Below are 25,201 nucleotides of genomic sequence, written 5' to 3'. Positions count from 1 at the left end.
GACACCTGATATCCAGCCCGGTTGAAGCGTCCTGGGTTTAGTTCCTACCTCAGCTAAGGAAGGATTGAACTATGCCTAGAAAGTATTCCGTCGAGTTCAAGGAGAAGGCGGTCCATCAGATCATCGAAATGGTCCGCCTGGAGTCTTGCTCACTGCAACGCGCCTACACAGAGGTCGGTGAGCTGCTTGGAGTATCTCACCACACGTTGCGGGCCTGGTACCGTGACAGCGCCTCAGTACGCGATAATTCTGACGCTTCAGGCGGCGAAACAATGGAAGAAGAACTCAGGCGTCTGCGCCGCGAAAACCGCGAACTGAAACGAGCAAACGGGATTCTTAAAACTGCTTCGGCTTTTTTCGCAGCGGAACTCGACCGACCCACGACCAAATGATCTCCTACATCGACGCGTACAAAGATCAATTTGGGGTCGAGGCCATCTGCCGAGTCCTTAAACAAGCAGATCGTGGATTCATTACTTCACGCGGCTACCGCAAAGCCACCACACGTGTTCCCAGCGCAAGAGCCTTAAGCGATAGCCTGCTCATCCCAGAGATACAGCGTGTGCATGCGGAGAATTTCTCGGTCTACGGCATCCGCAAAATGTGGCACGCGATGAACCGCGAAGGCTTTCATATTGGTCGCGACAAGACCGCACGTCTGATGAAACTTGCAGGTGTTTCTGGCCGCAGACGTGGGCGAACCCCAATAACAACGGTAAGCCCGAAGACACCGGATCATCGCCCGGACCTAGTGCGCCGAAACTTCCGTGCGCAGGCACCAGGCAGGCTTTGGGTTGCCGACATTACCTACGTTCGCACCCTGTCAGGATTCGCCTACACCGCGTTTGTCGTGGATGTCTTCAGCCGAAAAATTGTTGGTGTTGCTACACGCTCGACAATGCGCACCGATGCGCTGCCCATGGAGGCATTGGAACATGCGTTAACGACTGCAGGACGAATCCATGGAAACCAACTAATTCACCACAGCGATCGGGGCAGCCAGTACGTGTCACTGAAGTATTCCACCGCGCTAGCTGAGTCAGGAATCCGCCCGAGTGTGGGAACAATCGGCGATTCTTACGACAATGCACTAGCCGAAACAGTCAACGGTCTCTACAAGGCGGAACTGATTCATGCCCAGGGCCCGTGGACGTCGGTCGGAGAAGTCGAACTGGCCACCTTGCGGTGGGTGCATTGGTGGAACACTAAGCGACTTCACGAAGCATTGGACTACGCCACCCCACAGGAAGTAGAAACCGAGTACTATCTCACCCAGCCCATCAACACAGGGCCGTAAAAGAAGCGGAACTAAACCCAGGACGCTTCACAAATCAATAGATTTGGTTGCCACCAAAACGCCCCACCCGTGATATGAGACTTCCCTACTTAGAACCTAAAAGTACTCACCCAAATAAACAGCTCTCAGTAACTGGCAACTCAACAGTGTAAAAACTCTGAATTTAGTTCATTATCACATTGTAAGTTTGCTCTCTTCTTATCTTTCCTAACTAGATCTAAAATCAAAAATGTTTGTGGACATCACCTTTAGAAAGGAAAACAATGAGAAAAACCGTGGCGTTTTTGGTTGCCGCACTCCTTAGTTTTACCGGCGTAGAGGCTCACGCGACACCGGCTCCTATGACAGCTCAGTCAAAGCATCAATCTGTGCCCAAGAATTCTGAAGATACTTTATTTTCCGAAGGCTCTAAGATTCAAAGGCTTTCAGGAAGTCAATTCCAAGTATCGACCCCAGATCATCAATATCAAGTCACGGTTGATAAAGCTGCAGGCACAGCGACCGTAATCGATGAAAACAACAATGAACAAACATTTAAGATTCCAAATACGCGAGGAAATTCGGAACAGGGAAAACCTGTTGTTACTCCATATTTTAATTGGTCCTCGGTGCCTTGTGCGATGCTACTTTGGGCAGTAGGAATAATTCATCATGTCGGTTGGACAGCAGCAGCGGGAATAATCGCAGCCGAGGGACCTGCAGGGGCAGCACTAGCCGCCGCTATTTGGGCTTATGGAGTCGATGCTTTCTTCGCTCTTGTGGGCAGCCAGTGCTAAAAGCAAGTGCTTAATTTTGGAAAAGAGATCATGCACGTCACTCGAATAGAACTCGGCATAATAGTGTCAGCACTAACATGTGTTTTCGCGTTTTTTCGCCAACTTCCTTTGAGTATTGGAATCGCAGTCATTGGTGCCTTGCTGCTTGTTCTCCTTCCAGAGAGACAAAGATTAGATCGAAAAGCTCAGCAACGGGGAATACGCCGGTTTGGTTTATTCACAATGTGGATTGGACTCTGCTTTAGCATCGCAATCTTTGTACATGATTTTTTACTCACACAGGATGTGTATTTTCCCGCGCTAGTAGCTACGCTAGCTGTTGCAGCGGCAGGAGGCTCTCTGGTACGCACGAAGAAACTTCTGTAATGAAATAAAGAAATCCATTCTTGAGCTCACTACCGCATGGCCCAACGCCGGCATTACAGCAGACACGAACGGTGTGACAGTCACTAAAACCGCCCCATCAGTTCAACAGAAACCACCACGCCCCGAACTCGACTAAACCGAACACGAAAGACTAGCGCCCTCCGGGGCGCTTTCTTTTTACCCCAAAAGCAAGCTGCGCATATTTACCGTTAAAGGGCTAGTTACCCACAGGGGTTTACCTGCGGGTTTCTCTATTTTCCCAGGTGGCTTATAACTATATCCCTGTAGATCTATATCCCCAGCCGATCAACCAACAAAACCGTTCACTACGGGTTACGGTTTATGCTCCCGCCTCGCCTGACGGCTCGTTGGGCTGCCGCCCAAATCAATAGATTTGGTGGGCCTGGCCCCCGGAAAGTAGACACGTCGGGGGTTAGCTATGCTGCTTGGGTCAGTGTAGCTGAATTAAGCGCCTCGAAGTCATCGGGGGCTAGAAGGTTGCACCAGGAGTGCCGTCTGCGCGTGTTGTAGCGCATGCACCATCGGAAGACTTCCTGGCGGCAGCTGATTGGACTTTCAAAGAGTTTCCTATCACGCAGTACTTCACGCTTTAAGGTGGCGTTAAAGGATTCTGCTAGGGCATTATCGGCACTCGTTCCCACTGCTCCCATGGATTGACGCACACCAAGCTGAGCGCAGTGGTCCCTAAATGCCTGTGAGGTGTACACACTGCCGTGATCGGAATGGAAAATTGCCCCTTTAAGGCTTCCGCGGACCTTTCTGGCATGAGACAAAGCTTCGATAACCAGCGATACCCGCATGTGATCGGCGAGTGCATGACCGACAAGTTTGCGAGAGTAGACGTCGATGACCGTGGCAAGGTACATGTTTTTGCCACCCTTACACGGCAGGTACGTAATGTCGCCAACATAGACGTGGTTTGGCCTGTCAGCGGTGAATTTGCGGCCCACTAAATCTGGCATGACGCGGTGACCAGGCTTACGCCTGGTAGTGACACATCGGCGGCGCTTGGTAAAGCCTTTAAGCCCCATGGATTTCATGATGCGTGCGACCTTCTTGTGATTGATCGGGCCGAAATCCGTATCACTGTTGAGGCTCGCAGCGATGCGTTTAGCACCATAAAGCCCGTGCTCATCATCAAAAGTGGTCTTGATTTTTGCACCAATAAGGGCATCGGAACACATCTTTAACCTGCGCTTTTCGCGGGTTTGCACCCACTTATAAAACGAGGAACGATTGAGCTTTAACACGTGGCACATCCGCTTAACCGAGTACTCGGTTCGGTGGTCATAGACAAACTGGAAGCGGATCACCAGCGTGTCTCTTCGGCAAAATATTTCGCGGCCTTGCGCAGGATGTCGCGTTCTTCACGCAGCTTTGCGTTTTCGTTTTCTAGCTGGCGGATCCGCTCAGAATCAGTCGTCGCCTGAGCTTTATCACGCATGTTTTTCGAGTGGGCACGTTTGCCGGTGCCGTACTGCTTAAGCCAGGAATAAAGTGGGACCTGACCCCCTGGTGGTGGACACGCTGAAACCAGCATGTCGCTGGGGAAGTGAGGTACCTTTCCACCATGCCACGCAAGACCTACACCGAGCGGTTCAAGCGTGACGCAGTCTCGTTGTACGAGTCGACTCCCGGAGCAACGATCAACGCGATCGCCTCCGATCTCGGGGTCAACCGCAACTCGCTGCGCAGCTGGCTCGATGCCTTCGGCACACGCACCAAAACCAATGCCAACGGTGAGAAAGTCGCCAGCCTCATCGCCGCGTCGGACTCCGCCACCGCTGCCTCAGGACTGTCGGACGCCGAGCGCATCCGCGTACTGGAACGCGAAAACGCCAAACTCCGCGAGGAACGAGAAATCCTTCGTAAGGCGGCCAAGTATTTCGCGGAAGAGACGAACTGGTGAACCGCTTCCGGTTCGTTGACGACCATCGAGACCTCTACGAGGTCAAGCGGTTATGCCAGGTCCTGAAAATCAATCGGTCCTCTTACTACGCCTGGAAATCAGCTGCCCCTGCTCGCCGGCAACGCCTCGTCGATGACGCGGTGCTGGGAGCGCAGATCAAGACCACCTTCAACGCCGAGAACGGCTGCTACGGCGCGAAACGAGTGACTGCGGCGATCAACTCCGATCCCGTCAACGACCGGGGCAAGGGCGGCCGTCTCAATCACAAGCGCACCGCCCGGCTGATGCGGCAGATGGGCCTTTTTGGTTTCACCAGGAAACGCCGGGTGAAAACGACGACGTCGAGTAAACGGGCCCCGAGGTTTCCGGATCTGCTGCAACGCCGGTTCACTGCGGACAGGCCGAACGCGGTCTACGTCGGCGACATCACGTACCTGCCGATCGCGGACGGGTCGAATATGTACCTGGCCACGGTTATCGACTGCTATTCGCGGCAGTTGACGGGGTTTGCGATCGCTGATCACATGCGCACCGAGTTGGTTGAAGAAGCCCTGACGATGGCCCGGAAGGTTCGCGGGAGCCTAGACGGGGCGATCTTCCACTCGGATCACGGCAGTGTTTATACCTCTGATCAGTACCGGAGACTATGCGTGCGCTTCGGTGTCACCCAGTCGATGGGCGCGATCGGGACGAGTGCGGACAACTCGTTGGCGGAGTCGTTCAACGCCTCGTTGAAGCGGGAAGTCCTGCAGGATGAGTCTGTTTTCACTAGTCAGTTGGCCTGCCGCCAGGATGTGTTTCGGTGGTGCACGCGGTACAACACCAAACGATTGTATTCATGGTGCGGTTACCGCTCACCGAACGCCTTCGAAGACGCCGGGTTAGCTACACTTACTATCGCATCGTGATTAAATCCCCGTGTCCACTTTCCGGGGTTCGGGCCCATTGAGGGAGATCCCCGCGTCGTTGAGCGCTGCCCGCCCGGCGGGAGTGAGACGCACGGCCCGGGTACGACCCCTGCGGGAAAGCCATTCCTTATCCAGCAGAGTCTTGCAGATTCCCGTGCCGAGAGGGCCGGCGAGGTGGAAGCGGCGTTCGGTGGAGTCCATGCACGACCTGCCCGTGTCGAGCATCTTCGGGGGCACACCCCACTGTATGAACAAGCGATGACCTTGATTAGTGACCTGACAGTGCGAGTCGATGAACTCGTGCTCTTCCAGTTGTTCAGCCAGGCGCACCCCGAGCTTACCGGCGAGGTGCTGATAACAGGTGCGGCCTTCACGTAGGTTCGCATTCGCCCGTGACGCGCTGAGGCTGTGAGGAGTGGGCAGGGGCGAGCGGGCGACCACGCCAAGGCTCTCGACCACTCGTGCGATGTCTTCCCCGGCCAGGCGAATGTAGCGGTGCCGGCCCTGCCGAATGTCGTGGACGAGACCGTGGGTGACGAGCACGTCAACATGCTCGCTCGCCGTCGACCGGGCCAGGCCCGCGTACCTGCCCAGTTCACCAACCGTCCAGGCCCGCCCGTCCATGAGCGCAGCACACATGGCCGCCCGCGACGAGTCAGCCAGAGCCGACGCGACTGTCGAGATATCCGGGACCGCTTCAGGAAACACGCGCGCAACCATGCCTCCAGTGTGCACCCGGAACTGTTCGGTGACGACCGAACAATCGCAGGCGTAGTCTGAACTCACCAGATTCATTGCATCAGGAGGCGAAGGGAGCGATCGCGATGAACGGGGACCGCCAACGGCTACGCGGGCACTTCGATCTGGTGCTGCCGACACTGCTGGACCGGTCCTACCGGACCTGGGATCAAGACCTGAGCAAGCGCACCTACTTCGGCCACCCGCCCGCCGAGGCTTCGCTGGAGTCTCGCGTATGACCGCGCATCGGCTCACGGCGCTGGTCGCGACCCTCCTCGGTTTCTTCATCGTCATGCTCGATACGACCATCGTCAATGTCGCCCTCGCCGAGATCGGCACTGACCTCGACACGACGGTGGGCTCACTGCAGTGGGTCGTCGACGCTTACACCCTCGTGTTCGCCGCGTTCCTTCTCACAGCTGGGGCCGCATGCGACCGTCTCGGGGCCCGCAGGGTCTACCTCGCTGGCCTGGTGGTCTTTGCTGTGCTCTCGGCCGTGTGCGCCCTCGCTCCCACAGGCGGGTTCCTCGTCGCTGGTCGCGCCGTCCAGGGCGTGGGCGCGGCAGCGATCGTGCCGGGCTCTCTGGCATTGCTGTCGGCTGTGTACGACGATCCGAAGGAACGAGCACGCGCCATCGGGCTGTGGGGCGGCGCAGGAGGTGTTGCCGCCGCGATCGGACCGGTCCTGGGCGGAGCGCTGGTGTCGACGATCGGGTGGCGGGCGGTGTTCTGGGTCAACCTCCCCATCGTCGCTATCGGCTGTCTGCTCACCTTGTGGGCAATTCCCGCGCTCACGGGCAGTCGCGCGAGACGGGTGGACCTACCCGGACAGGTGCTCTCCATGCTCACGCTGGTGGCAGTAACCTATGCAGTCATCACCGCAGGCGAACACGGATGGTCACCCTGGCAGGTAGCCGCGCTGATCGCCGGGGGCGTCTTCCTCGCCCTGTTCATCATCGCAGAGCGACGACACCCGGACCCGATGCTGCCGATGGCCTTGTTCACTCGTGCCCGGTTCTCCGTGGCCGCAATGGTAGGGCTCGCGCTCAACATCAGCTTCTTCGGACAACTCTTCGTGCTCTCCCTCTTCTTCCAGCAGTACCTGGGATACGAGCCGTGGCTGGCAGGCCTCGCGCTGGCACCACAGGCGTGCAGCGCCGTGATCGCGTCACCGCTGGGCGGCCGTGCCGTCGCCCGGTGGGGCGCGTTCCCCACCATGCTCACCGGCCTGGTAGTCGGCACGATCGGCTTCAGCAGCCTCGTGCTGCTCACCGCAGAAACCCCTTACGTGGTGGTCGCGGTGTTGACCTTCACGGCTGGATTCGGGATGGCCTTCGCGATGCCGGCCGCGACCTCGGCCGCAGTGGCCTCGGCCCCGCCGGAACATGTCGGCATTGCAGGAGGAGTCATCAATGCCGCCCGCCAGACCGGCAGCGTCGTCGGCGTCGCAGTCCTCGGCGTAATGGTCGCCAGTGGAGCGTTCCTCACAGGCTTCCACACAGCCGTCGCGGTCGCCGGTGGAGTCTTCGGTGCCGCAGCGCTCGTAGTTGCTGCCACCATCATCAGTCACCTACAGGAGCCAGTTACACCTGAAGTTTAGAATCATTGTGTGATGAAGCACCATCGGAGGAGGTCGAAGAAGCCGCCAGTCGAACGCGTACTGTGCTCCGAAACTGGTAAACGCGAACACGAGCACTATGATGACGCCGTGCATGTAGCACTGAAACGGTCGCGACGGGCAGGGCCGCTGCGGATCTACGAATGCCCTCGTGCGGGTCGTGGCACCTAACCAAGCGCCCTGACTGGGGCAAACCACCGGCGAACTAATGACACTGTACGGGTCTGTCTCGGCGAGGAACGCTCCGGAGCGCGTCTTTCCTGGACGCTCCAGGAGTTTCGTTCTCATGCATAGGCAGCCGAGGCGCGCTGCAAGGCTTGTAGCCCTGAGGCCAGTCGCCTAGGGCTTTGTACCATGAAACTAGGCGCGCCAGCGACCATAGGCCATGGTCAGAGAGTATGAACACCGGTGACCAGATAGCAGGTCGCTTGTGTCAGGCAATGCGCCGGCGCATTGCCTGACCAGTATGAGCAACAGAGCGCGCTCAAAACGTTAGGGCGCGCACGCGCAAAAGAGAGCAGTCCCTTTTCGTAGTCACCTATGCTCCTCAGCCCACCGGGGTATGCACACAGCGCTCATACACTAAAAGAGTCACACCGAGAGAAAGGACCACTGTGACGACAGCAGTTATTTTCAACCCCACCACCAATGAGGAGTACTTCACCACTCCATGCTTCAGGACTCGCGCCGAAGCCTGGGCATGCGCAACCGGGTTCATCTTGGCACGCTATAGCGGGGAGTAGGACGCCGCAGTAAGAGGCAACCTCGCAGACGCCACGCTGAACAAGGAATACGAGTTTTACTCCACGATCGACCTACGTCAAGCATCGCTCTACGGCCCTCCAGTCTCGATCGTTCTCAACGACTAACCCCAGCAAGACAAACAAAGGCGGCACCCTTCGAAGCGAGTTCCTTTTACCTAAAGCACCTGCGCAAACTTACTACTTATTGCTTAATTGATGAATCTCAGTTCCTTTGCCATTAGCATTGAAGGCGAGCAACTTAACTACGATGCCTAGTCGAGGTGGCCAGTGTGAAAGTCCGCAATTTAATCACCGCTTCAATGGCAGCTTTCCTTCTCTTGTCTCCGAATTCAGCTGTTGCTGCAGAACCTGCCCTATCTTCTGCTCAACCAGTAGCTGCAATCCCTTATGGGTGGACAAAGGTCGATGGACATCCAGACGGCACGCCCAAAAAAGAGTGTGGTCCATCCAACGATGGGGAAATGGTTGAAACCGAAGACGCCGAGGGAGGACGACGATTCTGGTCGTGCAGGCACATAAACCCCATTTTCAAGGATCCGTACTGGGAGTGGAGCGAAACTGTATTACAGTAGAAAATTAACTTAACCATGGAACTAACACCTAGGGCACAAGAATGCTTCGCGGTTGCCGCTTCAATCGCAGAACAAGCTGGTGTAGACAAAATAGGCGCCGAGCATCTGCAACTAGCTCTCCTACAAGATGAGGACTCAATTCCTTATCAAGTTCTTGACGCTGAATATGATGCTGACATGTTCCGGAGAAATCTATCCTCCTACTTAGAAAAGGAAGGATATAAACAACCGACTAATCGCGCTTCTTTTCTTCCACGTAAAAACTAATTTGATCATTGATCAAAACATGATCGCCACTAACTTCGCCACCAAAGCATTAGACTCCACCCAAGGAATGGCAGGAGTGGCGGCTGTAGGCGGTGTGTCTATAGGTAAATATTGCGCCGGTGGCCGACATCGATGATGTTAATGATTACGGTGTCTTCGTGGATAGAGGAAATTACTCGGTAGTCTCCTACTCTCCACCGCCACAAGCCGGACTTGTCTCCAACAAGTCCCTTACCGCGTACATGTGGATCGTCTAGCTCTGCTACCTCGCGGAGAAACTTACTGATGTGTTTTTGTACAGGCTTATCAAGCTTCCGGAAAGATTTCGCAGCACGCGGAGTAAACCTAATCGACCAAGCCACACTCGTCCTCTAGTTCCTGGAGCGAAATTGTCTCTAGCTCGCCGCGTCGAGCTGCCTCAGCTTCTGCTTCAAGAATGTATACGTACTCAAGTTGATCTAAATAGGAATCAAGAGCCTTGCGAAGATAAAACGCCCCAGATCGCCCTGTTCGAGAAGCAAGCGCATCAAGGCGCTCCTTTTGCTTGGAATCAACGCGCAAGCTAATTACCGATCCACTCATGTAAACATGTTTACACCAGGTGAAACGATTTGTACACCTGTAGCGCTATTTTTCAAAGTAAAGTCCACCACGCTAGGAATGTCCCCTTTTCCAAGAAACCCCCTTCGGCCCCCCAAAGCGCCTTCGCAGAACTGTACTCCCCCTTTCACACGCATGGTGGAGAACGCGCATATCACGCTTGCAGGGCGTCTCTCATTCCTTGATTAATCTAGAACCCGCAGGTAGAACTACACGAAGGTCTCAGTGCGGCTGTCCGTGATTGTTTAATGGGGTATGCGTTTTATACATCTCGTCTAAATGTAAAAATGCGCCAAAATATCTGAAATCTATAGATGCAGGTGAAGGACTTTGATAGTCTGTGGCTGACTAAGGGAAAATCCCTATCATTTGCATAGCAATTTCGCGGCGGATAACCCTTACCCTTCTTGCAACCGCTCTCCTACTTGAAAGGTCTATCTCTATGAAACTTACCTCCACAGCTCGTTCAGTTTTAACCGCAGCAGTCGTCTTGGCGTTGCCATTTGGAATGGCTCCAGTTGCTCAGTCACAAACTCCAAGAGTGGAAGGAACAAACACTGCAACGACGGAATCCCCGCTTAGTGACGCAAAGCAGGAAGCAATTTCCCAAGAGATTTCCCAAGGATTCGAAACCCTTTTCACAGAGGTTGTTTATGAGAATGCTCCGGGTTCTTGGTCCGTCGACCATGCCGCAGCTGAACGGGAAGGGGTTTCTCTAGAGGAAGCGGAAGCCCTAGCAAAAATCATGGAAGCTCCGGTGCCAAGCGAAGACGAACCATCTGTTTCGACTCGCAGCCTGAAAACATATGCGGAATGTGTGGTGTGGAATTTTGCTCCGGTTCCTATGTCCCCGCAAGATGCATCGGCCATTGGAGCTTTGTTGAAAAATAAACAGTGGAAAGCTGCTGCGGACAAGATCGTCCAAGTAGCCTCTGTTAATGGTGCAACGGCCGCCCTTGACTACGGAATTAGTGCAATTGGTGGGCCCGTAGCGTGGGTTGGAAAGATTGCACTTTATGCGGGGTCTTGTGCTGTCAGCGAAAAGTTGGGCTAGAAGGAGGTTATAATGGGCTTCGGAGGGGCTTTACGTAAAACCCAGAAAAATGGAAAACCGTGGATACCTCCGTGGTGGTTTTCCTTTATTGTACTACCGCTAATGGTTATCGCTGGCTTCTACGTAAGCCAAGTGACCGGTTGGCGTGGAGTGTCCTCATCAAGCGTAGAGGGGGTTTCATGGAGCGAAGTAAGTTCTGACGGTATATTTCTTCATGTAGTGGGGTATATGACTTTTTACTTCGTTTTAGTGTTGCCTATCTTCTTGATTCGTAGATATTTATGGGAGAAACAGCGAAGGCAGGGGAGCATACAAGACGAGAATAGGGGAAATGGGCAACTCTAGCTAGAGGTGGATAGGTATAAACCTATTCCTATTGATGAGTCTCTCTAGCTAAATAAGCCAAAGAAACTTATTTCCTTGCAGCGAAAGGACATAGTCCCCAGTGCGGGAGTATTGCGAAACCTCCGCGCGCGCATTAGCCTAAAACACGACAGCACAGTTCACCTTTGAATTGCCGCTGCACAATAAAAAGGGCCCCCAACGAGTGCCAGCTCGTTGAGACCCTCGGGTCTAAAGACCCACGTGAAGCATCACCGCGATGAGCCTCACGGTAGCGGTCACAACGTTGAGGACTCCGCTCACCAAGTTAAGGATTGCAGCTCCTTTGGTGGCGGGGTCTTTTCTCTTGTGACCGGGTGGGCGGATTCTAGGGGTCGTTGCAACGATGATGGTTAGTTTGGTTTGATGCTACCGGTTTGTGTGAGGGCGTTGGTCATGACTTCGGCTGGGGTGCGCCAGTTGAGTGCTTTGCGTGGTTTGTGGTTGTGAATGTTGGCGATCATTTCTAGGTCCTCGGCGCTGTAGATGGACAGGTCGCTGTTTTTGGGAAGGTTTCTTCTGAGCCTGCCGTTGGTGTTTTCGTTGCTGCCGCGTTCCCATGGTGATCCTGGATGGCAGAAGTAGATGGGAATGTCAGTGGCCATGGTAAAGGCTTTATGGCCAGCCATTTCGCTTCCTTGGTCCCAGGTAATTGATGACCAGATAGCTTTATCGATTCCTGTAACTGCCTTGTGCAGGGCTGTGAATACTTCTTTGCTGGTATGCCTTCCCGGTAGGTGGCCAAGGACAACAAATCGGCTGACGCGTTCTACTAGCGTGATTACCGCTGATTGGTTGTTTTTACCGAGGATGAGGTCGCCTTCCCAGTGGCCTGGCAAAATACGTTCACTTACCTCATCTGGCCGGTCGTCTATGAGGATCATGTCGTCGACGAAGCGTTGCTGGGCAGGTGTGCTGGAGCGGGTTTGGCGTTTCTTGCGTTTCTTTCTACCTGTCGGCAAGTCCAGGCCAAGGTCTTTGAGTCTTCCTTTGGCCTGCAGGTAAAAGGCGTCATAAATCGTTTCGTGACTAATGCGCATGTCCTTATCAGTGGGGTAGTCGATGGGCAGGCGATTAGAAATCTCCTCAGGTGACCATTGTGCCCGCAATTGTGCGCATACATAGTCCCATAGTCTTTTGTTGGCTAGTAGTTTCGGTATTTTCGGCCGCAACCTCCGCGCACAGGCCTTTAACTGGGCTGTTTCTGCACGATACGGGCCTTGAGCACTGTGGTTTCTGCGTACTTCACGCTGAATTGACGATGCACTTCGCCCTAAACGGCGCCCAATCTCACGCAGTGGCACATCTTCGCGGAGAAGATCGGCGATGATGACGCGTTCTTCGAAGCAAATGTAGCGATTGCTGATGCGTTTATACGGATCTACCCCGCTAGGTAAGGCGGGAGGGGCAAGCCTTCCGGATTCGATGACATCATGGCGTTGGCGCAGCGCTTTCATAAGTCTGTTATACGTGCTGGCGTCTTCGCCGACGGGTATGAACTCTTCTCGTCGACCCTGGGATTTGGTGAGTCCTTTTTCGAAATCTAAACGCAGTCGACGATCAATTCCTACTGCCGCGCCAGCATCACCACCAGGCAGGCTCGCCAGCCGAAGGCGCAGATATTCCACTCTTAACTGCGTCTGGCGGACTTTCCGAGCATACTGACTCAACCGGATATGGCACCCAGCTTCCGTAGCTACGGCATAAGCCGCAGAAAGATGCATCCCACATCTTTTAGCAGCTTGGCGTACCGACAGTCCGCTTCGGACTAGCTCTACAAGCTGGACAGCCTGGCTACCGCGGCGATCAACTCGTTTGGCTTTAAACACGACTGGCAATCCAAAGGCATGACAAAAATTCAAAGCATGCCCGTAATGACAACCAAGCTCACCAGCCGCCGAACGGACACTACGCCCACTGCCAACCAAGGCAACTAAGCCACGACGATCCGATTCAGACAACGAATGAAACGGGCCAACAACCCCAGACACAACAACACCCTCCTAAGGGAAAGTGTTGCAACGACCCTCTGAACTCAAGGTGTATCCAATGAGTGTTTACCCATTGTCTACCTCCCTTTACGTCGTAGGGTTGTCCGCTCGCCTGAAAAAAGGGCGCGCGGGACAGCCCACGTCACGCGCGGGCCTTACCGCGCACCGACGAGGAAGCCACGCACACACCCCACCACAGGTGGCGGGGCGTGATTGTGAACCAGAAATAACGTTAGCAGCCGCACCTGAGGGGGGCTCAGTAGCGTAATTCCGCCCTCCCTTGTAAAAGTCGCTCATGAGGGGGAAACACACAACGAGATACACGTATCCGTATGCTGTTTCATCAATCTTGCTGCACAGAAATATGAACGCAGAGCAACTTTGCCCAGTTCATACTGTGTCCACTCCTGCGTTCACCACTATGTCTGCGTATTGCTTAGAACAAAGGAAAGTTGAACGGTGACGGCTGATAAAGCGAGAATGCTAAACCATTTGTGGCAGGAAGAATACTGGTCTCTTACCAAGACGCCTCAGAAAGCGGAAGCTTAGTCCCTTGTCAAAGTAGTGAATGATGTCTATGACTATGTCCAACATCAAGGTACTTGAGAATAGTCAAGTGTTGAAGTGTCCCGGGTTTTGTTCCTAGGCATTTGCCTTGATTTCCATTATTTCTTGGGCCGGGTTGGTTTCCCAAAACTCTGACTCAACCTCAGCTGGCGTGCGATAGCCGAGACTTTGGTGAAGCCGTACCTCGTTCCACCAATTAACCCATTCAAACGTCGCGATCTCCACGTCAACTACGCTGTCCCACGACCGCCGATGAATCAGCTCATTTTTGTAGGAACCGTTGACGTTTTCGGCCAAAGCATTGTCATAGGAATCTCCTACTGTCCCGGTAGAGGCAGCAATTCCATACTCAGCCAGCCGTTCGTTGTAGACAATGCTGACGTACTGTGAGCCATGATCTGAATGATGAATCAGCCCCGTTGTTTCCTTCGCGCTGACAATCGCCTGATTAAGCGCCTGCAGCGGCAGCGCCTCGGTACGCATTGAATCAGATAGTGCCCACCCGACGATCCTTCGGGAGAACACGTCGGTAACAAAAGCGGTGTACACGAATCCTTTTCTAGTGCGCACATAAGTAATATCGGCCACCCACAATCGGGCCGGTGCCGGGGCGTTGAACTTGCGATTAACTAAATCAGGACGCAGATCTGGTCCCTTCGGCTTGCGGGTAGTAATAGGAGACTTACCTTTACCTTTGCCTCTGACTCCAGCAAGACGCATCAGGCGTGCGGTCTGCTCACGGCCAATGTCGATTCCTTCACGGCGCAGAGTATGCCACATCTTACGGATGCCGTAGACGCTAAAATTTTCTTCATGGACCTCGGCGATGTGCGCGACTAGAGCAGCGTCACGAAGACTGCGGGCACTCATACCACGGGCTTTTGATTGGCGGTATCCACGGGACGTGATGAAACCGCCAACACGGTGGGTGTTTAACGTCTCGCAAATGAACTCGATGGAGAAACGATCCCGATACTCATCGATGAACCGGATCATTTCCGACGTTTTGGGTCGAGTTCCGACGCGAAAAAAGCCGAGGCAGCCTTCAGTAGCTCATTGGTGTCGCGTAGCTCTTGATTTTCACGGCGTAGCCTCGCGTTTTCCGCGGCCAAGTCTTCAGGCACAGGTTCTGGGATGCTTCCCGCACGACGGGCCTGCTGGGTCCACTGACGAGCCGTGTGCCATGAAACCCCCAACTTTGGAGCTACTGCCTTGCACGCGGCTTGCATCGACATATTTTCCGCCAAGATACGGTCCTCTACAAGACGGACCACACGGTCCTTTGCATCCTGGTCAAATTTTCTTGGCATATTCCAGATTTTCCCATCTACTCAGACGGAACAAAACCTGGGACACTTCAGGTTTAGTGGATACGAACTTTATTGGCTCGACTACGGGAACTATCGTAGACGACGGTAAAACTTACACTGCGACTGTTAACACTAAACCGTTTAGAGAAGCATGCAAGGTTTAATAGGTAGAACTTCAGATAACAGCAACCAGGCTAGAATCTTTGTGCTCTTTGCGCGTACGGAAGCTACGTATGACGAGGAATTCGTCGGAATAGCTTTAACTAGGGAGCAGGAGCGTGCCATGGGCGAGCATGTTGATTCTTCAGATATAACCTGTTGGACTGAAGAAGTTCCCCTTCAAGGCTGGAGAGGGAAACTAAACAAGGGTCATTTCCCGAGACTTGTTTATCTCGTTTTTAGGGAAGGGTATGCGCAACATTCCTCCGTGCGCCACCAGGAAATAAGCCCAGATATACTAGCTGCGTTTACCACGCGTGAAGCAGCTCAAGCTGATGTCGTTTCTCGGCAGAAAAAGGAGCCTACATTCCTGCCGAGTGAGTTTCATATATGGGAAGTCGAATTCGGGTGCTTGACCGAAAACTTCCGTGGCCAAGGTCCAGAGATCCCCATGTACTGAGCAGTCCGTCTCAGCGGCTTTAGACTCTGTTGCAGGACGGTTTTCCGCCTTCCACTGCTCAACGTGGGAAATCCACCGGAGTTTGAATTCGGTGAGGTTGTGGCGAATGGTAGCGCGGTCAAAAACAGTCGTAGGGGCCATAACCACTAAGCATATAAGCCTACGAGCTGCCTGCCCGGGCAAGCAGGCACTGTAGACCACTTTCCCGCCCGAGAGGCTGCATGCCATCTACCGCCTATGGCCCCTGATTCCTGGGAATTGCAGCTCAAAGACCGTGCACACCCTCCCGATAGGATAAGCATCAACCCCAAAAAGGGAGAAGAGGAATGTACACGACCCTCGCCCTCGCCGCACTCGCAGTAGTTTTAGTCCTAATCATCCAGGCCATCCGCCGCGAACAGCCACAAGACCGTATGTATTACGCCGCGCTTGGAGGCAGCATAAGTGCAGCAATAATCCTTGTCCCCTCTTTCCTTTTGCCCACGCTGGACTCTCGTAGGAACTGGTGGTACCGCTCATTTCCTTTGGTCTATTAATCCTGTGGACTAGCATTTTGGGGTCCGGTTCAATGCAGGAACCAGCAGGTAAAACTGCATACAGTCGGACATATGGAAGGGCTGACGACTGCGTATAAGTTTACTGCCTTGACGACAGCAAATTTCAGCTTTACTTTAGTATAAGTAAGGTGTTTCTTATGGTTAGGAAAACTGTGAATAAGACTAAGATGTTGAAAACTGCCGCTTCCCTTCTATCTGCCTTGGCTATCCTTCCTGTCTTGTCTGGAACCGCTCAAGCAGAAACGACACAAGGAAAGCAGGAAGAGTCCCAAACGATTATGGGCGGAAACTACCAAAGTACTGATCCAACGGCCTACAATTACCTTCCTGAAGGAAGTGATCCAGTTCCGAACACTGCGGATAGATCAGCATTCGGATCGGCCCAAATCAGCGGCTTTGGATTTACGTTTCAAGGGCATGACTTCAAAGTTCCCGTAGTGAATCTTGAGCATGCAATTAAGGGTAAAGGCGGTCACATAGACTCCGAAAGTGCATCCGTGACGTTCACTAACGGAACGCTGTGTAACTGGAGAGTGGACTACCAAAATAGAGACGAGAATGGGATTCATGCAACTCGTAAGGGGGCAACCCACAATGATTGCTCTCTTGGGCATGCACATGATGCCGGATTCAAAAACTTCGATGTTAAAAGCAATGCTGAGTGTGCACGTCTATTTGTAATGGGAGAATTTAAGGGAGAGCAGTGTCACGCAATTCATCCCTAGTAGCTCTGATGAAGATTGCGATTTTTATATCGTTATCGCTTTGTCTCGGGTATCTTATTGGCGGTTTAAATGCGATACACGTTGCTAAGGCTTTGGCTGAGGGGAATTCAACCTCATTAGCCGATATTTCTCGTAGATTAGAAAATGGTTTTTTCTACTTTAGAATCGCTGGAGTCTTTGCCGTCATTTTTCTCGTCGGAACTTATACGGTTTGGCGCAGGACCAAAGTCTCCCCTTAAATGAGATCTATACGGGCATCAGTTATTTATCCTATTTGGGTATGTGTGACACATTCGTGGGCCTTATCTTAGGCCTCAAATTCCCCTTCTGAATCGAGCAAACGAGGGCATTCCCGCTGGTGGGAGTGCCCTTTCCTATTTATTACTGCTGTCGTTTAGACGTAGACAGTGCGGGTAGTGGCGCATTCTCGGAAACATATATTTTCTATGTGCTTAGCCATATGTCCTGCCATACGGCAGGCACCGTGGGTGCGCAGATTTACCCTCACGCCGCCGACGCTTAGACGTTCTTCAACGCCCGATACACCGTAGGACGAGTGACCCCGAATTCCCGCGCCAAGGCTGCTTTCGACTCCCCCGCCAGCACGCGCCGCTCAATCTCCGCCACCTGTTGTGGGCTAAGGGCGGGTTTGCGGCCTTTGTACTTGCCAGCTTTTTTCGCCAACGCAATCCCCTCCGCCTGGCGCTCGCGGATAATGGCCCGCTCAAACTCCGCGAAGCTACCGAGAATGCCGAGCATTAAATCCGCGCGCGGATCTGTGGTGTCTTTCGCAAACGCGAGATTCTCATGCAGGAAAGTAACAGTCACACCTTTGCCGGTGAGTTCATCAACAATCCCGCGCAGATCTGTCAGCGAACGGGCGAGGCGATCAATCGACGACACGACGAGTTCATCACCGTCGCGCACATAGGCCATACACTCGCCAAGCCCAGGGCGCGCGGTCTTGGTGCGTCCGGAAATCTTATCCTCAAAGAACCGGTCAATCTTGCCAGAAGCATTGAGTAGTTCTTTCTGGCGCTGATTGTTCTGCTCCACCGTGGAAACTCGGATATAGCCCACCCGCTGACCATGCGAACCAGAGTCATTGCCCATTAGTCTTCGCCCCGCGAAGGTTTAAAGGCAGCATTCTCTTGTTCTATGACCGCATCACGATACGACTCAACCACCCGCGCCAAGTCAGACAACTGCGCCCCGTCGAGACCATCAGCGTCAGCAAGCAAGGATTGCACAATCCTGCCCAACGCCTGCTGCCCCGACGACAACCCACCATGCAGATCTTTCACCCGTGTCGATTTGGGGTAGTTGGTACCGCGAGTCTGCGTAGTTGGTACCGGTGTTCCGCGTACCCGGTACTGCAAGGGGTTTTCTTTCATAGTTGATGTTGGCGACACCACAATCCGCTGGTGTTGCGTCAACTTCTACTTGGAAGGAGCCGGTCCTTGTGGCTAACTTCAAACAGATCATCGCGATGTGCCTTGATGGTGCTAGCTACGCGCAGATCACACATGCATTGGGATGTTCACGACGAGAAGTATCCCGAGCAAAGAAAGTCATCAACGATGAGGCACTAACTCCAGAGCGTTTCCGTCAGCTCCCACCGGGATGGTTCGATGATCGATTCAGTGATGGCCGGAGTAAGCGGTCGTTGCCCTACGACCAGCCTGATTTTCATGCTCTTGCACGCAAGCTGAAAGGTACGAAGCATGTGACCAGGCATAAGCTGTGGATGGACTACGTGTCGAAGCCTTGTCCGACGGATAAGACAAAGTACCAGTACTCCCAGTTCTGCAGTGGGCTCAATGAGTTTCTGCGTGCCAACGATCTCGTCGAAGTTATCACCCATGAGCCAGGGCAAGAGCTTTATGTCGACTGGGCCGGTGACAAAGTGCCTGTAGTAGATCAGGCCAGTGGTGATACCGTGTTCAAGGCGTCATTGTTTGTCTCGGTCAGCCCGTACTCAGGGCTGATGTACGTTACTGCTGCTGCGAATGAGAAGATGTCGGCGTGGATTGAGTGCCATGTTAAGGCGTTGAATTATCTTGGCAAAGTACCAGCAATCATCGTGCCAGATAATGCTTCTACGGCGACTTATCGGCCGAAGAAGACCTCTACATACCGGATGGTCACTGACCGCTACGCAGCGTTTGCTGACTATTACGGGGTCACGATTGTGCCGACTAGGCCCGGCAGGCCTCGTGACAAGGCAGCGGTAGAGCGTGCCGTGAAAATCGCCTACACCAAAATCCTGGGTTACTTTAGCAACGAGGTCTTCTATAACCTTGATGAGCTTAATGAGGCGATCGCTTGCCGTCTTGCTGTTATCAACGGCGCAATGACGCGGCCTGATGGCTCAACACGGCAGATGCGCTTTGATAAAGAAGAGGCACCAATGATGCGGGATCTTCCGCCGACGCCGTTTACGGAAGTGTCTTATAAGCGGCTTAAAGTCGATCGCAACTGGCACATCACCTGTGACTACCAGTACTACTCAGTGCCATTTCAGCTGGTAGGAGAGTCGGTAACAGTCAGGCTCACCCCGCAACTGGTGAGCGTCTTCAACGGGGAGCAGCTTGTTGCTGAACACACGCGCCTTCACGGATTCAAATACCGGTATTCCACCAACCCTCAGCATGGGCCGCGTGGCGATGATGAAGGCCACAAGGCGCTTACCCGTGATGAGCTTTTGGCCTGGGCCTCGTCGTTTGGGGCAGCAACGCACGCAGTCATAGCGATGATCCTCGACCGCAATAGTGCCGCCGTACCCCGCGGACTCATCCAGGCACGCAACGTGTTGGCCAACCTGGGCAAAAAGCACAACAAAGCCACCCTGGAACCTGCCTGCCAGCAGGTCGTGGACAAGAAGCTGGCCCCAACGATGGCAGTGATCAAACGCCTCCAGACTGACATTGCCCACGCCCAACAACATCCCGGGGAACCAGGGCCAAAAACACAGCCTGTGGCCAAGCGCCAACCACGCCCAAGTACCCCGCTTACCGGCGACGTGGCCGATGCCGTCTTTATCCGGCCTGCTGACCACTACGAAAACTAGAAGGAGTGTGAAAAATCATGAGCAGCATCGACGACGAGATTGTGCGGGCAAAAATGCGCAAGCTTCGCGTATCAACCTTCGCTGACATCTTCTACGAGGTTGTCAACGACGAGGCCTATGCGGATGCGCTACCAGAAGACATCTTCCTCGCCGCAGTCGAAGAAGCCTACACACAACGCCAACAGCGCAATATCGCCAAGGCCATCACCCAGGCACAATTCCGATACCCGGATGCAAGCCTGGCTGAAATCACCCGGGCAGAACAACGTGGTATCAACATGCGCCAGCTGAAACGAATCGCAGCAACCAACTGGCGGGAAAACCCGACCAACATACACATCCTCGCACCGACCGGAACAGGCAAGACATACATTGCCTGCGCCATCGGCATCGCCGCATGCAAAGCCGGATATTCCGTGGCGTACTACCGGCTGGATCAACTTGTAGACATGCTGGCGGTCTTCTCACCGACTGACCAAAACTACCTCGATAAGATGCGGAAACTGATCAACGTCGATGTCCTTATCATCGACGACTTTATGACCATCAGCATCAACCAGCGCGGGCAAGAAGACCTAGCCAAGATCATATTCGACCGCGACGGAAGGCTCCCAACACTGATCTCTTCCCAATCAGCTGCCGCCTACTGGGTTGAAACACTGCCAGACAGAGTCGGAGCCGATTCACTCGTAAGCCGCCTCAACAACGGCCACCGAATCCATATCGGAGACTTCGACATGCGTAAAGCCACCGCCCCGACCACCCCAGACGACTAAGACTAACGGCCCGGGCCGACGTACCCCTCGGCCCGGTACCAACTACCCGGAACACGACAGTACCGAGTCCCCAGAACACCGGTACCAAAAACTCGCATCTGACAACCCGCGCCAACGCGGGCACAGAGTCAATATGACTTTCAATATGGAAACCATCAGACGATAACACCACACTCACCACTTTCTGTAAACATAAGGCCTAGACCCCGCTAGACACGTGTAAAACAATGCTAGGAACGGCCCTATTTTACAGGAAACATTCTTCCTGAGACTGGCGTAACAATAGGGTGTACCCAAATGAGCGCCACGCTCGTAGTCACTGGCCTTAGGCGCCGTGAACAGGGAGTGACGCGGATCTCTTTCGCAGTAGACATAACTACACCATCCATCCGGTACACTTACGTTGTTCACGATTGTTGTTCACGATTAAGGAGACGCGCATGTCCACGATGACGAAACGGCGACGCTGGTCGCTGCTGGTGACTGTCGGAGCGGGGCTCCTACTGATCACCCTCGACAACTCGATCCTGTACACGGCATTGCCGACACTGACCGAGGACCTTGAGGCATCAAGCACCCAGAGCCTGTGGATCATCAACGCCTATCCCCTGGTGATGGCGGGCCTGCTGCTCGGTAGCGGGACCCTCGGTGATCGCATCGGCCACACGCGGATGTTCGTCGTCGGCCTGGTGATCTTCGGGTTGGCGTCCCTGCTCGCAGCGTTGGCGCCGTCGCCCGAGGTGCTGATCGGTGCACGCGCTGTGCTCGCTGTCGGTGCGGCAGCGATGATGCCGGCAACCCTGGCACTGATCCGCACGTACTTCACGGTCGAGCGCGAGCGGAATTTTGCGATCGCGATCTGGGGCAGCCTGTCGGTCGTCGGGTCCGCTCTCGGTCCGATTCTCGGCGGCACGCTGCTCGAGTCCTTCTGGTGGGGCTCGGTGTTCCTGGTGAACGTGCCCGTAGTGGCGCTAGCGCTGGTTGCTACCTGGTTGATCCGCCCGGCCAATGACCCGGATCCTTCGAAGCGCTGGGATGCCGTGTCTTCGATACTGGTGATGATCGGGCTCGTCGGAACGGTGGTGGCCATCAAGGAGATCGGCCACGCGCCCCCGTCTGTCGCGACCATTGTTGTTGCGCTGCTCGTTGCTGCCATCGGGTTCTGGCTCTTCGTGCGCCGTCAGCGGCGCCTGGAGAATCCGCTGCTGGAGTTCTCCATCTTCCTCAACCCGGCGTTCAGTGCTGGCGTGCTCGCCGCGGCGTTTGCGATGTTCGCCATCGGTGGCATCCAGCTTGTCACCACGCAACGGTTCCAGCTGGTCGTCGGCTTCAGTCCGCTGGAGGCTGGGCTTTTGGTTGCCGTGATTGCCGTGGCCTCGTTGCCTACAGCGCTCCTGGGTGGTGCCTTCTTGCACCGTGTCGGGCTGCTCGCGCTGATCGCCGGTGGTCTCGCCGTCGCCGCCGGCGGCGTCGTGGTGACGGTAGTCGGGTTCCAATCATCCTTCGGCGTGCTGGTTCTCGGCCTTCTGGTGACGAGTGCCGGTCTTGGAGCTGCCATGTCGGTCGCCTCCACCGCCATCATCGGGAACGTGCCGGTGCGCCGTGCAGGCATGGCCGCTTCCCTCGAAGAGGTCTCCTACGAGTTCGGCAGCCTCATCGCCGTGTCCGTGCTCGGAAGCCTGCTCACGGCCATCTATACCGCCAGTGTTGTCCTCCCCAACGGCGCACCGGCGGCGGCTGGTGACGGTATCGCTGAGGCACTGGAGGCGGCGCAGGGAGACGCCGCCATCATTCAGGCGGCCTCCACGGCCTTCGACTCCGCGTACCTCGTCGTGATGCTAGTCGTTGCCGGCGTCCTGGCAGCGGCCGCTGTCATCACGGGAGTGCTGCTGCGTCGGTACCTGCCTGGCACGCAGTCGCAGCTGCACTCCGAGCACTGACCACGAAAGGACCGCTCATGCGGACCAGCAAACGAGACTCCATCCTCCAAGCCGCCCTCCACGTTGTCGAAACCGACGGCGTCACGGCCGTCACGTACGAATCGGTGGCCGCCGCCTCCGGACTCACCAAAGGTGGGCTGCTCTACCACTTCCCCTCGAAGGACGCCCTGGTGCTCGCGCTGCACGAGCATCTTGCCGAGCGCTGGGACCACGAGATGATCAACGTCCTGGGCAAGGACCCAGACGAGGCAACGCAGGACGAGCGCGTCGCCGCCTACGCCCGCGTGAGCGCTCGCAGCGCCACTGGCCCCGAGCTGCTGCTCTTGCTCGAGGCGAGCACCGACAGCGAGCTCAACAAGCCGTGGAGAAGGGTCATCTCCCGATGGATACCCGACCCTGCCGAGATTGACCCGACTGACCCTCGGGCGCTGCAGAAGATGGTCGCGTACCTTGCCGCCGACGGACTCTGGCTTAGCGAATCCGTCGGAGCCGCCCCCCTTCCGCCTGAACTGCGCGCCGCGCTGGCAGAGCACCTCGCCCACTCCGTTGCGGACGCAGCCGGAACCTCGAGCAACGCGGCGAACCGATGAGCGCATCCATCTCGCAGATCTGAACCGATCCAGGTTCGCTGCCGCTGCCTTTCGCCTTCTCAAGAGGCTGCTCGTTCGCGGCCTCGTCGAGTCAGTGCCATACAGGGGCACCCCAGCGGGACAGTTACGGCGCAGTAGTTTGCTGTTGTCAATAGGCTCGGTCTCGCCATTTTTGCGACACATCTGTCGCACTGGGTGTACCTTTTAGCCATAGTGGAGACTCATGCAATTTAACTAAAGTTATGCAGCCTAGTGAAATACGGAGTGTGAATTATGGCGGAGGCGTGGAGTTCAGAAATTTTTTACCAGGAGATACGCCACTTGCTAAAGAGGTATTTTCCCTCGGAAAATTGTGTGTCTCCCGATGATGTCGAAGTACGAGCTACCTGGAAAACGTCCAAGTACGCATATTGCGTATTTTCAGTTAAATCCGCGCAAGGACTTGCGTATGCTGGTATGGAATTTGCACTGATTCCAAGACATACTCTTGAATCGGGTGAAAGCTACTCATCAGAGGGGAGAACCGCTGTTACGGGGTGGGGAGATCAGTTGGCAGGAAATGCTGTTGCCCCGTATTTAGATTACGGTTCCGACGATAAGATTGAATGGATTGGTGGCGAGAGAGACTACGATCCGAAGCATTTTGCGGAACTAGAAAAAATGAAAAGCGAAGGGGCAGATATTTATCTACCCCTAGCCACTCACGACTAGTCAGGCAGACTAGCCTCTTCGTCTTTTAGTCGATATTGTGTTCCAAGTTAAACCATTGAGGAACTACGTCGCTGTCATCGATTGGACGAAATGAACCAAACGATGACAGCAACAACGTTCCTCAGCATTTTATGGAATTGAGAAGGATGAAAGCAGACAGAAGAGTAGGCGCAGAGCTTTACATTCCGCTAACGGGGCACGGCTAACCTTTTTCTTATGTCTTATCGGATTTATTTTTTAGTCTAGACCTTTTTCCATGTTAAACCATTGACTGAACACGGTAAGTAAATCGGCCCTAGGCCATCACTTTTGCTTTTAGTCTGTACAGCCTTGTAGAGCTAGGAATAAGAAAGTTCCGATCCCAGCATTAAAAATCCCAGCAATAGTCAATTGTTTTGCTCTCGGGTGCGCGCCAGTCACTACGCTCTTCAACGTGAAGCGAGATCCACACATCATCAATGTTTGATCCCCAATGACGGGCTAAAAGAACTGCCATGGAAAATTCTGTATCGATGACCGCCTCCTTCCACATTTGATGCTCACTCATTTCTGTATCGGAATAGCTTACGACTCGAATATAATGTTCAAAGTCAAAAGGCTTTCTCGCTAACGTGATGGACCGAGGGTAATGAAGTCGCGGTGGCTTTTTGAGTGTATCTCCCCAGAATTCGGGATACCCTTTGTAGTCCAGAAGAATGCGGGGCCATCCGGTGCTCGACGGTGGTGCTGCCCGGTGAATAATCTGATTGTTGCGCACCTCTGGGCCAAGATAATTAATTTTCTCCCCGTTACAAAAGGTGATCATCTCAGATTGAGCAGGAAAAGCATCCACATGGTAGGTCGTATAGTCGGTGAATGCCCCATGTTTATCTGTGGTTCCTCCGGGATAATGGATGCAGTCGAAAGATACTTCTCTAGCGGAATTGTGCTTTATGAGACTTGCTAGAACACCGGAAGAAGACAGATCGGATACTTCCTCAAACTCAGTTAAGTTTTGGTTCTTGCAAAAGTTATCCCAGAGAATACTATGCACGGCTATCCCTCTCTTGACAGTGAGTACGTATCTTTACCGAC

At 54.3% G+C, this 25,201-nt stretch carries 20 protein-coding genes and 1 pseudogene; 12 read left to right on the top strand and 9 right to left on the bottom strand.

The window, feature by feature from the left end:
* Positions 1-71 precede the first annotated feature (71 nt).
* Positions 72-1,297 (top strand): IS3 family transposase gene (locus ACKFRX_RS04285; protein WP_100619247.1). Its coding sequence is split into 2 segments (ribosomal slippage): positions 72-351 and positions 351-1,297, totalling 1,227 coding nucleotides; the frame shifts between segments, so codons are not numbered across the junction.
* A 263-nt stretch (positions 1,298-1,560) separates the two neighbouring features.
* The gene (locus ACKFRX_RS04280) at positions 1,561-2,073 is read left to right on the top strand and encodes a hypothetical protein (protein ID WP_147761269.1); all 513 of its coding nucleotides are present in this window, start codon (positions 1,561-1,563) and stop codon (positions 2,071-2,073) included.
* Between the two features lie 803 nt (positions 2,074-2,876).
* Here the strand turns inward: ACKFRX_RS04280 and ACKFRX_RS04275 are convergent.
* Positions 2,877-3,958: pseudogene (locus ACKFRX_RS04275) on the bottom strand (IS3 family transposase); the annotation flags it as partial.
* A 72-nt stretch (positions 3,959-4,030) separates the two neighbouring features.
* On the opposite strand from ACKFRX_RS04275, the gene ACKFRX_RS04270 reads away from it, so the two are divergent.
* Positions 4,031-5,277 (top strand): IS3 family transposase gene (locus ACKFRX_RS04270; RefSeq protein WP_200436337.1). Its coding sequence is split into 2 segments (ribosomal slippage): positions 4,031-4,355 and positions 4,355-5,277, totalling 1,248 coding nucleotides; the frame shifts between segments, so codons are not numbered across the junction.
* On the opposite strand, the gene ACKFRX_RS04265 is transcribed toward ACKFRX_RS04270, so the two are convergent.
* Positions 5,278-6,072: a helix-turn-helix transcriptional regulator gene (locus tag ACKFRX_RS04265; protein ID WP_023025228.1), complete on the bottom strand. Its 795-nt coding sequence runs from the start codon at positions 6,070-6,072 to the stop codon at positions 5,278-5,280.
* A gap of 178 nt (positions 6,073-6,250) precedes the next feature.
* Between ACKFRX_RS04265 and ACKFRX_RS04260 the strand changes: the two genes are divergently transcribed.
* Complete coding sequence (locus ACKFRX_RS04260; RefSeq protein ID WP_200436336.1) at positions 6,251-7,615, top strand: MFS transporter; 1,365 nt, start codon at positions 6,251-6,253, stop codon at positions 7,613-7,615.
* Positions 7,616-8,984: 1,369 nt separating this feature from the next.
* Positions 8,985-9,236, top strand: coding sequence for a Clp protease N-terminal domain-containing protein (locus ACKFRX_RS04255; RefSeq protein ID WP_080970062.1), 252 nt, complete (start codon positions 8,985-8,987; stop codon positions 9,234-9,236).
* 98 nt (positions 9,237-9,334) lie between these two features.
* Here ACKFRX_RS04255 and ACKFRX_RS04250 read toward each other — a convergent pair whose 3' ends face one another.
* Both ACKFRX_RS04250 and ACKFRX_RS04245 read right to left on the bottom strand, forming a co-directional pair.
* Positions 9,335-9,598: a type II toxin-antitoxin system RelE/ParE family toxin gene (locus ACKFRX_RS04250; RefSeq protein WP_150851199.1), complete on the bottom strand. Its 264-nt coding sequence runs from the start codon at positions 9,596-9,598 to the stop codon at positions 9,335-9,337.
* Complete coding sequence (locus ACKFRX_RS04245) at positions 9,582-9,818, bottom strand: ribbon-helix-helix protein, CopG family (protein ID WP_150851200.1); 237 nt, start codon at positions 9,816-9,818, stop codon at positions 9,582-9,584. Before ACKFRX_RS04245 ends, ACKFRX_RS04250 begins: the two co-directional genes overlap by 17 nt.
* Before the next feature lie 460 nt (positions 9,819-10,278).
* On the opposite strand from ACKFRX_RS04245, the gene ACKFRX_RS04240 reads away from it, so the two are divergent.
* Positions 10,279-10,890, top strand: coding sequence for a hypothetical protein (locus ACKFRX_RS04240; RefSeq protein WP_150851201.1), 612 nt, complete (start codon positions 10,279-10,281; stop codon positions 10,888-10,890).
* 734 nt (positions 10,891-11,624) lie between these two features.
* Here ACKFRX_RS04240 and ACKFRX_RS04235 read toward each other — a convergent pair.
* Positions 11,625-12,899 carry an IS30 family transposase gene (locus ACKFRX_RS04235; protein ID WP_408927582.1) on the bottom strand — a complete coding sequence of 425 codons (1,275 nt, stop codon included), beginning with the start codon at positions 12,897-12,899 and terminating at the stop codon, positions 11,625-11,627.
* Between the two features lie 1,005 nt (positions 12,900-13,904).
* Positions 13,905-15,139, bottom strand: a protein-coding gene (locus tag ACKFRX_RS04230) for an IS3 family transposase (RefSeq protein ID WP_179387020.1) whose coding sequence is annotated in 2 segments (ribosomal slippage) — positions 13,905-14,851 and positions 14,851-15,139 — 1,236 coding nt in all. Because the reading frame shifts where the segments join, the coding sequence is not laid out codon by codon here.
* A gap of 1,328 nt (positions 15,140-16,467) precedes the next feature.
* On the opposite strand from ACKFRX_RS04230, the gene ACKFRX_RS04225 reads away from it, so the two are divergent.
* Positions 16,468-17,040 carry a hypothetical protein gene (locus ACKFRX_RS04225; protein WP_150851540.1) on the top strand — a complete coding sequence of 191 codons (573 nt, stop codon included), beginning with the start codon at positions 16,468-16,470 and terminating at the stop codon, positions 17,038-17,040.
* A gap of 519 nt (positions 17,041-17,559) precedes the next feature.
* Here the strand turns inward: ACKFRX_RS04225 and ACKFRX_RS04220 are convergent.
* Entirely contained in the window at positions 17,560-18,153 is a 594-nt protein-coding gene (locus ACKFRX_RS04220; RefSeq protein ID WP_200436346.1) for a recombinase family protein, read from the bottom strand.
* Positions 18,153-18,344, bottom strand: coding sequence for a hypothetical protein (locus ACKFRX_RS04215; protein ID WP_408928161.1), 192 nt, complete (start codon positions 18,342-18,344; stop codon positions 18,153-18,155). Before ACKFRX_RS04215 ends, ACKFRX_RS04220 begins: the two co-directional genes overlap by 1 nt.
* A 158-nt stretch (positions 18,345-18,502) precedes the next feature.
* Between ACKFRX_RS04215 and istA the strand changes: the two genes are divergently transcribed.
* The 5 genes from istA (at position 18,503) to ACKFRX_RS04190 (ending at position 24,127) form a co-directional block, all read left to right on the top strand.
* Complete coding sequence (istA, locus tag ACKFRX_RS04210; RefSeq protein WP_150851611.1) at positions 18,503-20,110, top strand: IS21 family transposase; 1,608 nt, start codon at positions 18,503-18,505, stop codon at positions 20,108-20,110.
* A 17-nt stretch (positions 20,111-20,127) separates the two neighbouring features.
* Positions 20,128-20,886, top strand: coding sequence for an ATP-binding protein (locus tag ACKFRX_RS04205; RefSeq protein ID WP_150851610.1), 759 nt, complete (start codon positions 20,128-20,130; stop codon positions 20,884-20,886).
* A 440-nt stretch (positions 20,887-21,326) separates the two neighbouring features.
* Positions 21,327-22,826, top strand: coding sequence for an MFS transporter (locus tag ACKFRX_RS04200; protein WP_408919090.1), 1,500 nt, complete (start codon positions 21,327-21,329; stop codon positions 22,824-22,826).
* Between the two features lie 17 nt (positions 22,827-22,843).
* A complete protein-coding gene (locus ACKFRX_RS04195) occupies positions 22,844-23,416 on the top strand; it encodes a TetR/AcrR family transcriptional regulator (RefSeq protein ID WP_150850720.1) in 573 nt (190 codons plus the stop codon).
* Positions 23,417-23,872: 456 nt separating this feature from the next.
* Positions 23,873-24,127 (top strand): hypothetical protein, encoded by a 255-nt coding sequence (locus ACKFRX_RS04190; RefSeq protein WP_234288146.1) that lies wholly within the window; start codon positions 23,873-23,875, stop codon positions 24,125-24,127.
* Positions 24,128-24,494: 367 nt separating this feature from the next.
* Here ACKFRX_RS04190 and ACKFRX_RS04185 read toward each other — a convergent pair whose 3' ends face one another.
* The gene (locus ACKFRX_RS04185; protein ID WP_150850718.1) at positions 24,495-25,160 is read right to left on the bottom strand and encodes a hypothetical protein; all 666 of its coding nucleotides are present in this window, start codon (positions 25,158-25,160) and stop codon (positions 24,495-24,497) included.
* Between the last annotated feature and the right edge of the window lie 41 nt (positions 25,161-25,201).

It is taken from the genome of Corynebacterium tuberculostearicum (genome assembly GCF_046097465.1).
GTDB lineage: Bacteria > Actinomycetota > Actinomycetes > Mycobacteriales > Mycobacteriaceae > Corynebacterium > Corynebacterium tuberculostearicum_I.
The sequence above is the reverse complement of the archived record's forward strand: the minus strand, read 5'-3'. Positions and strand labels throughout refer to the sequence as shown.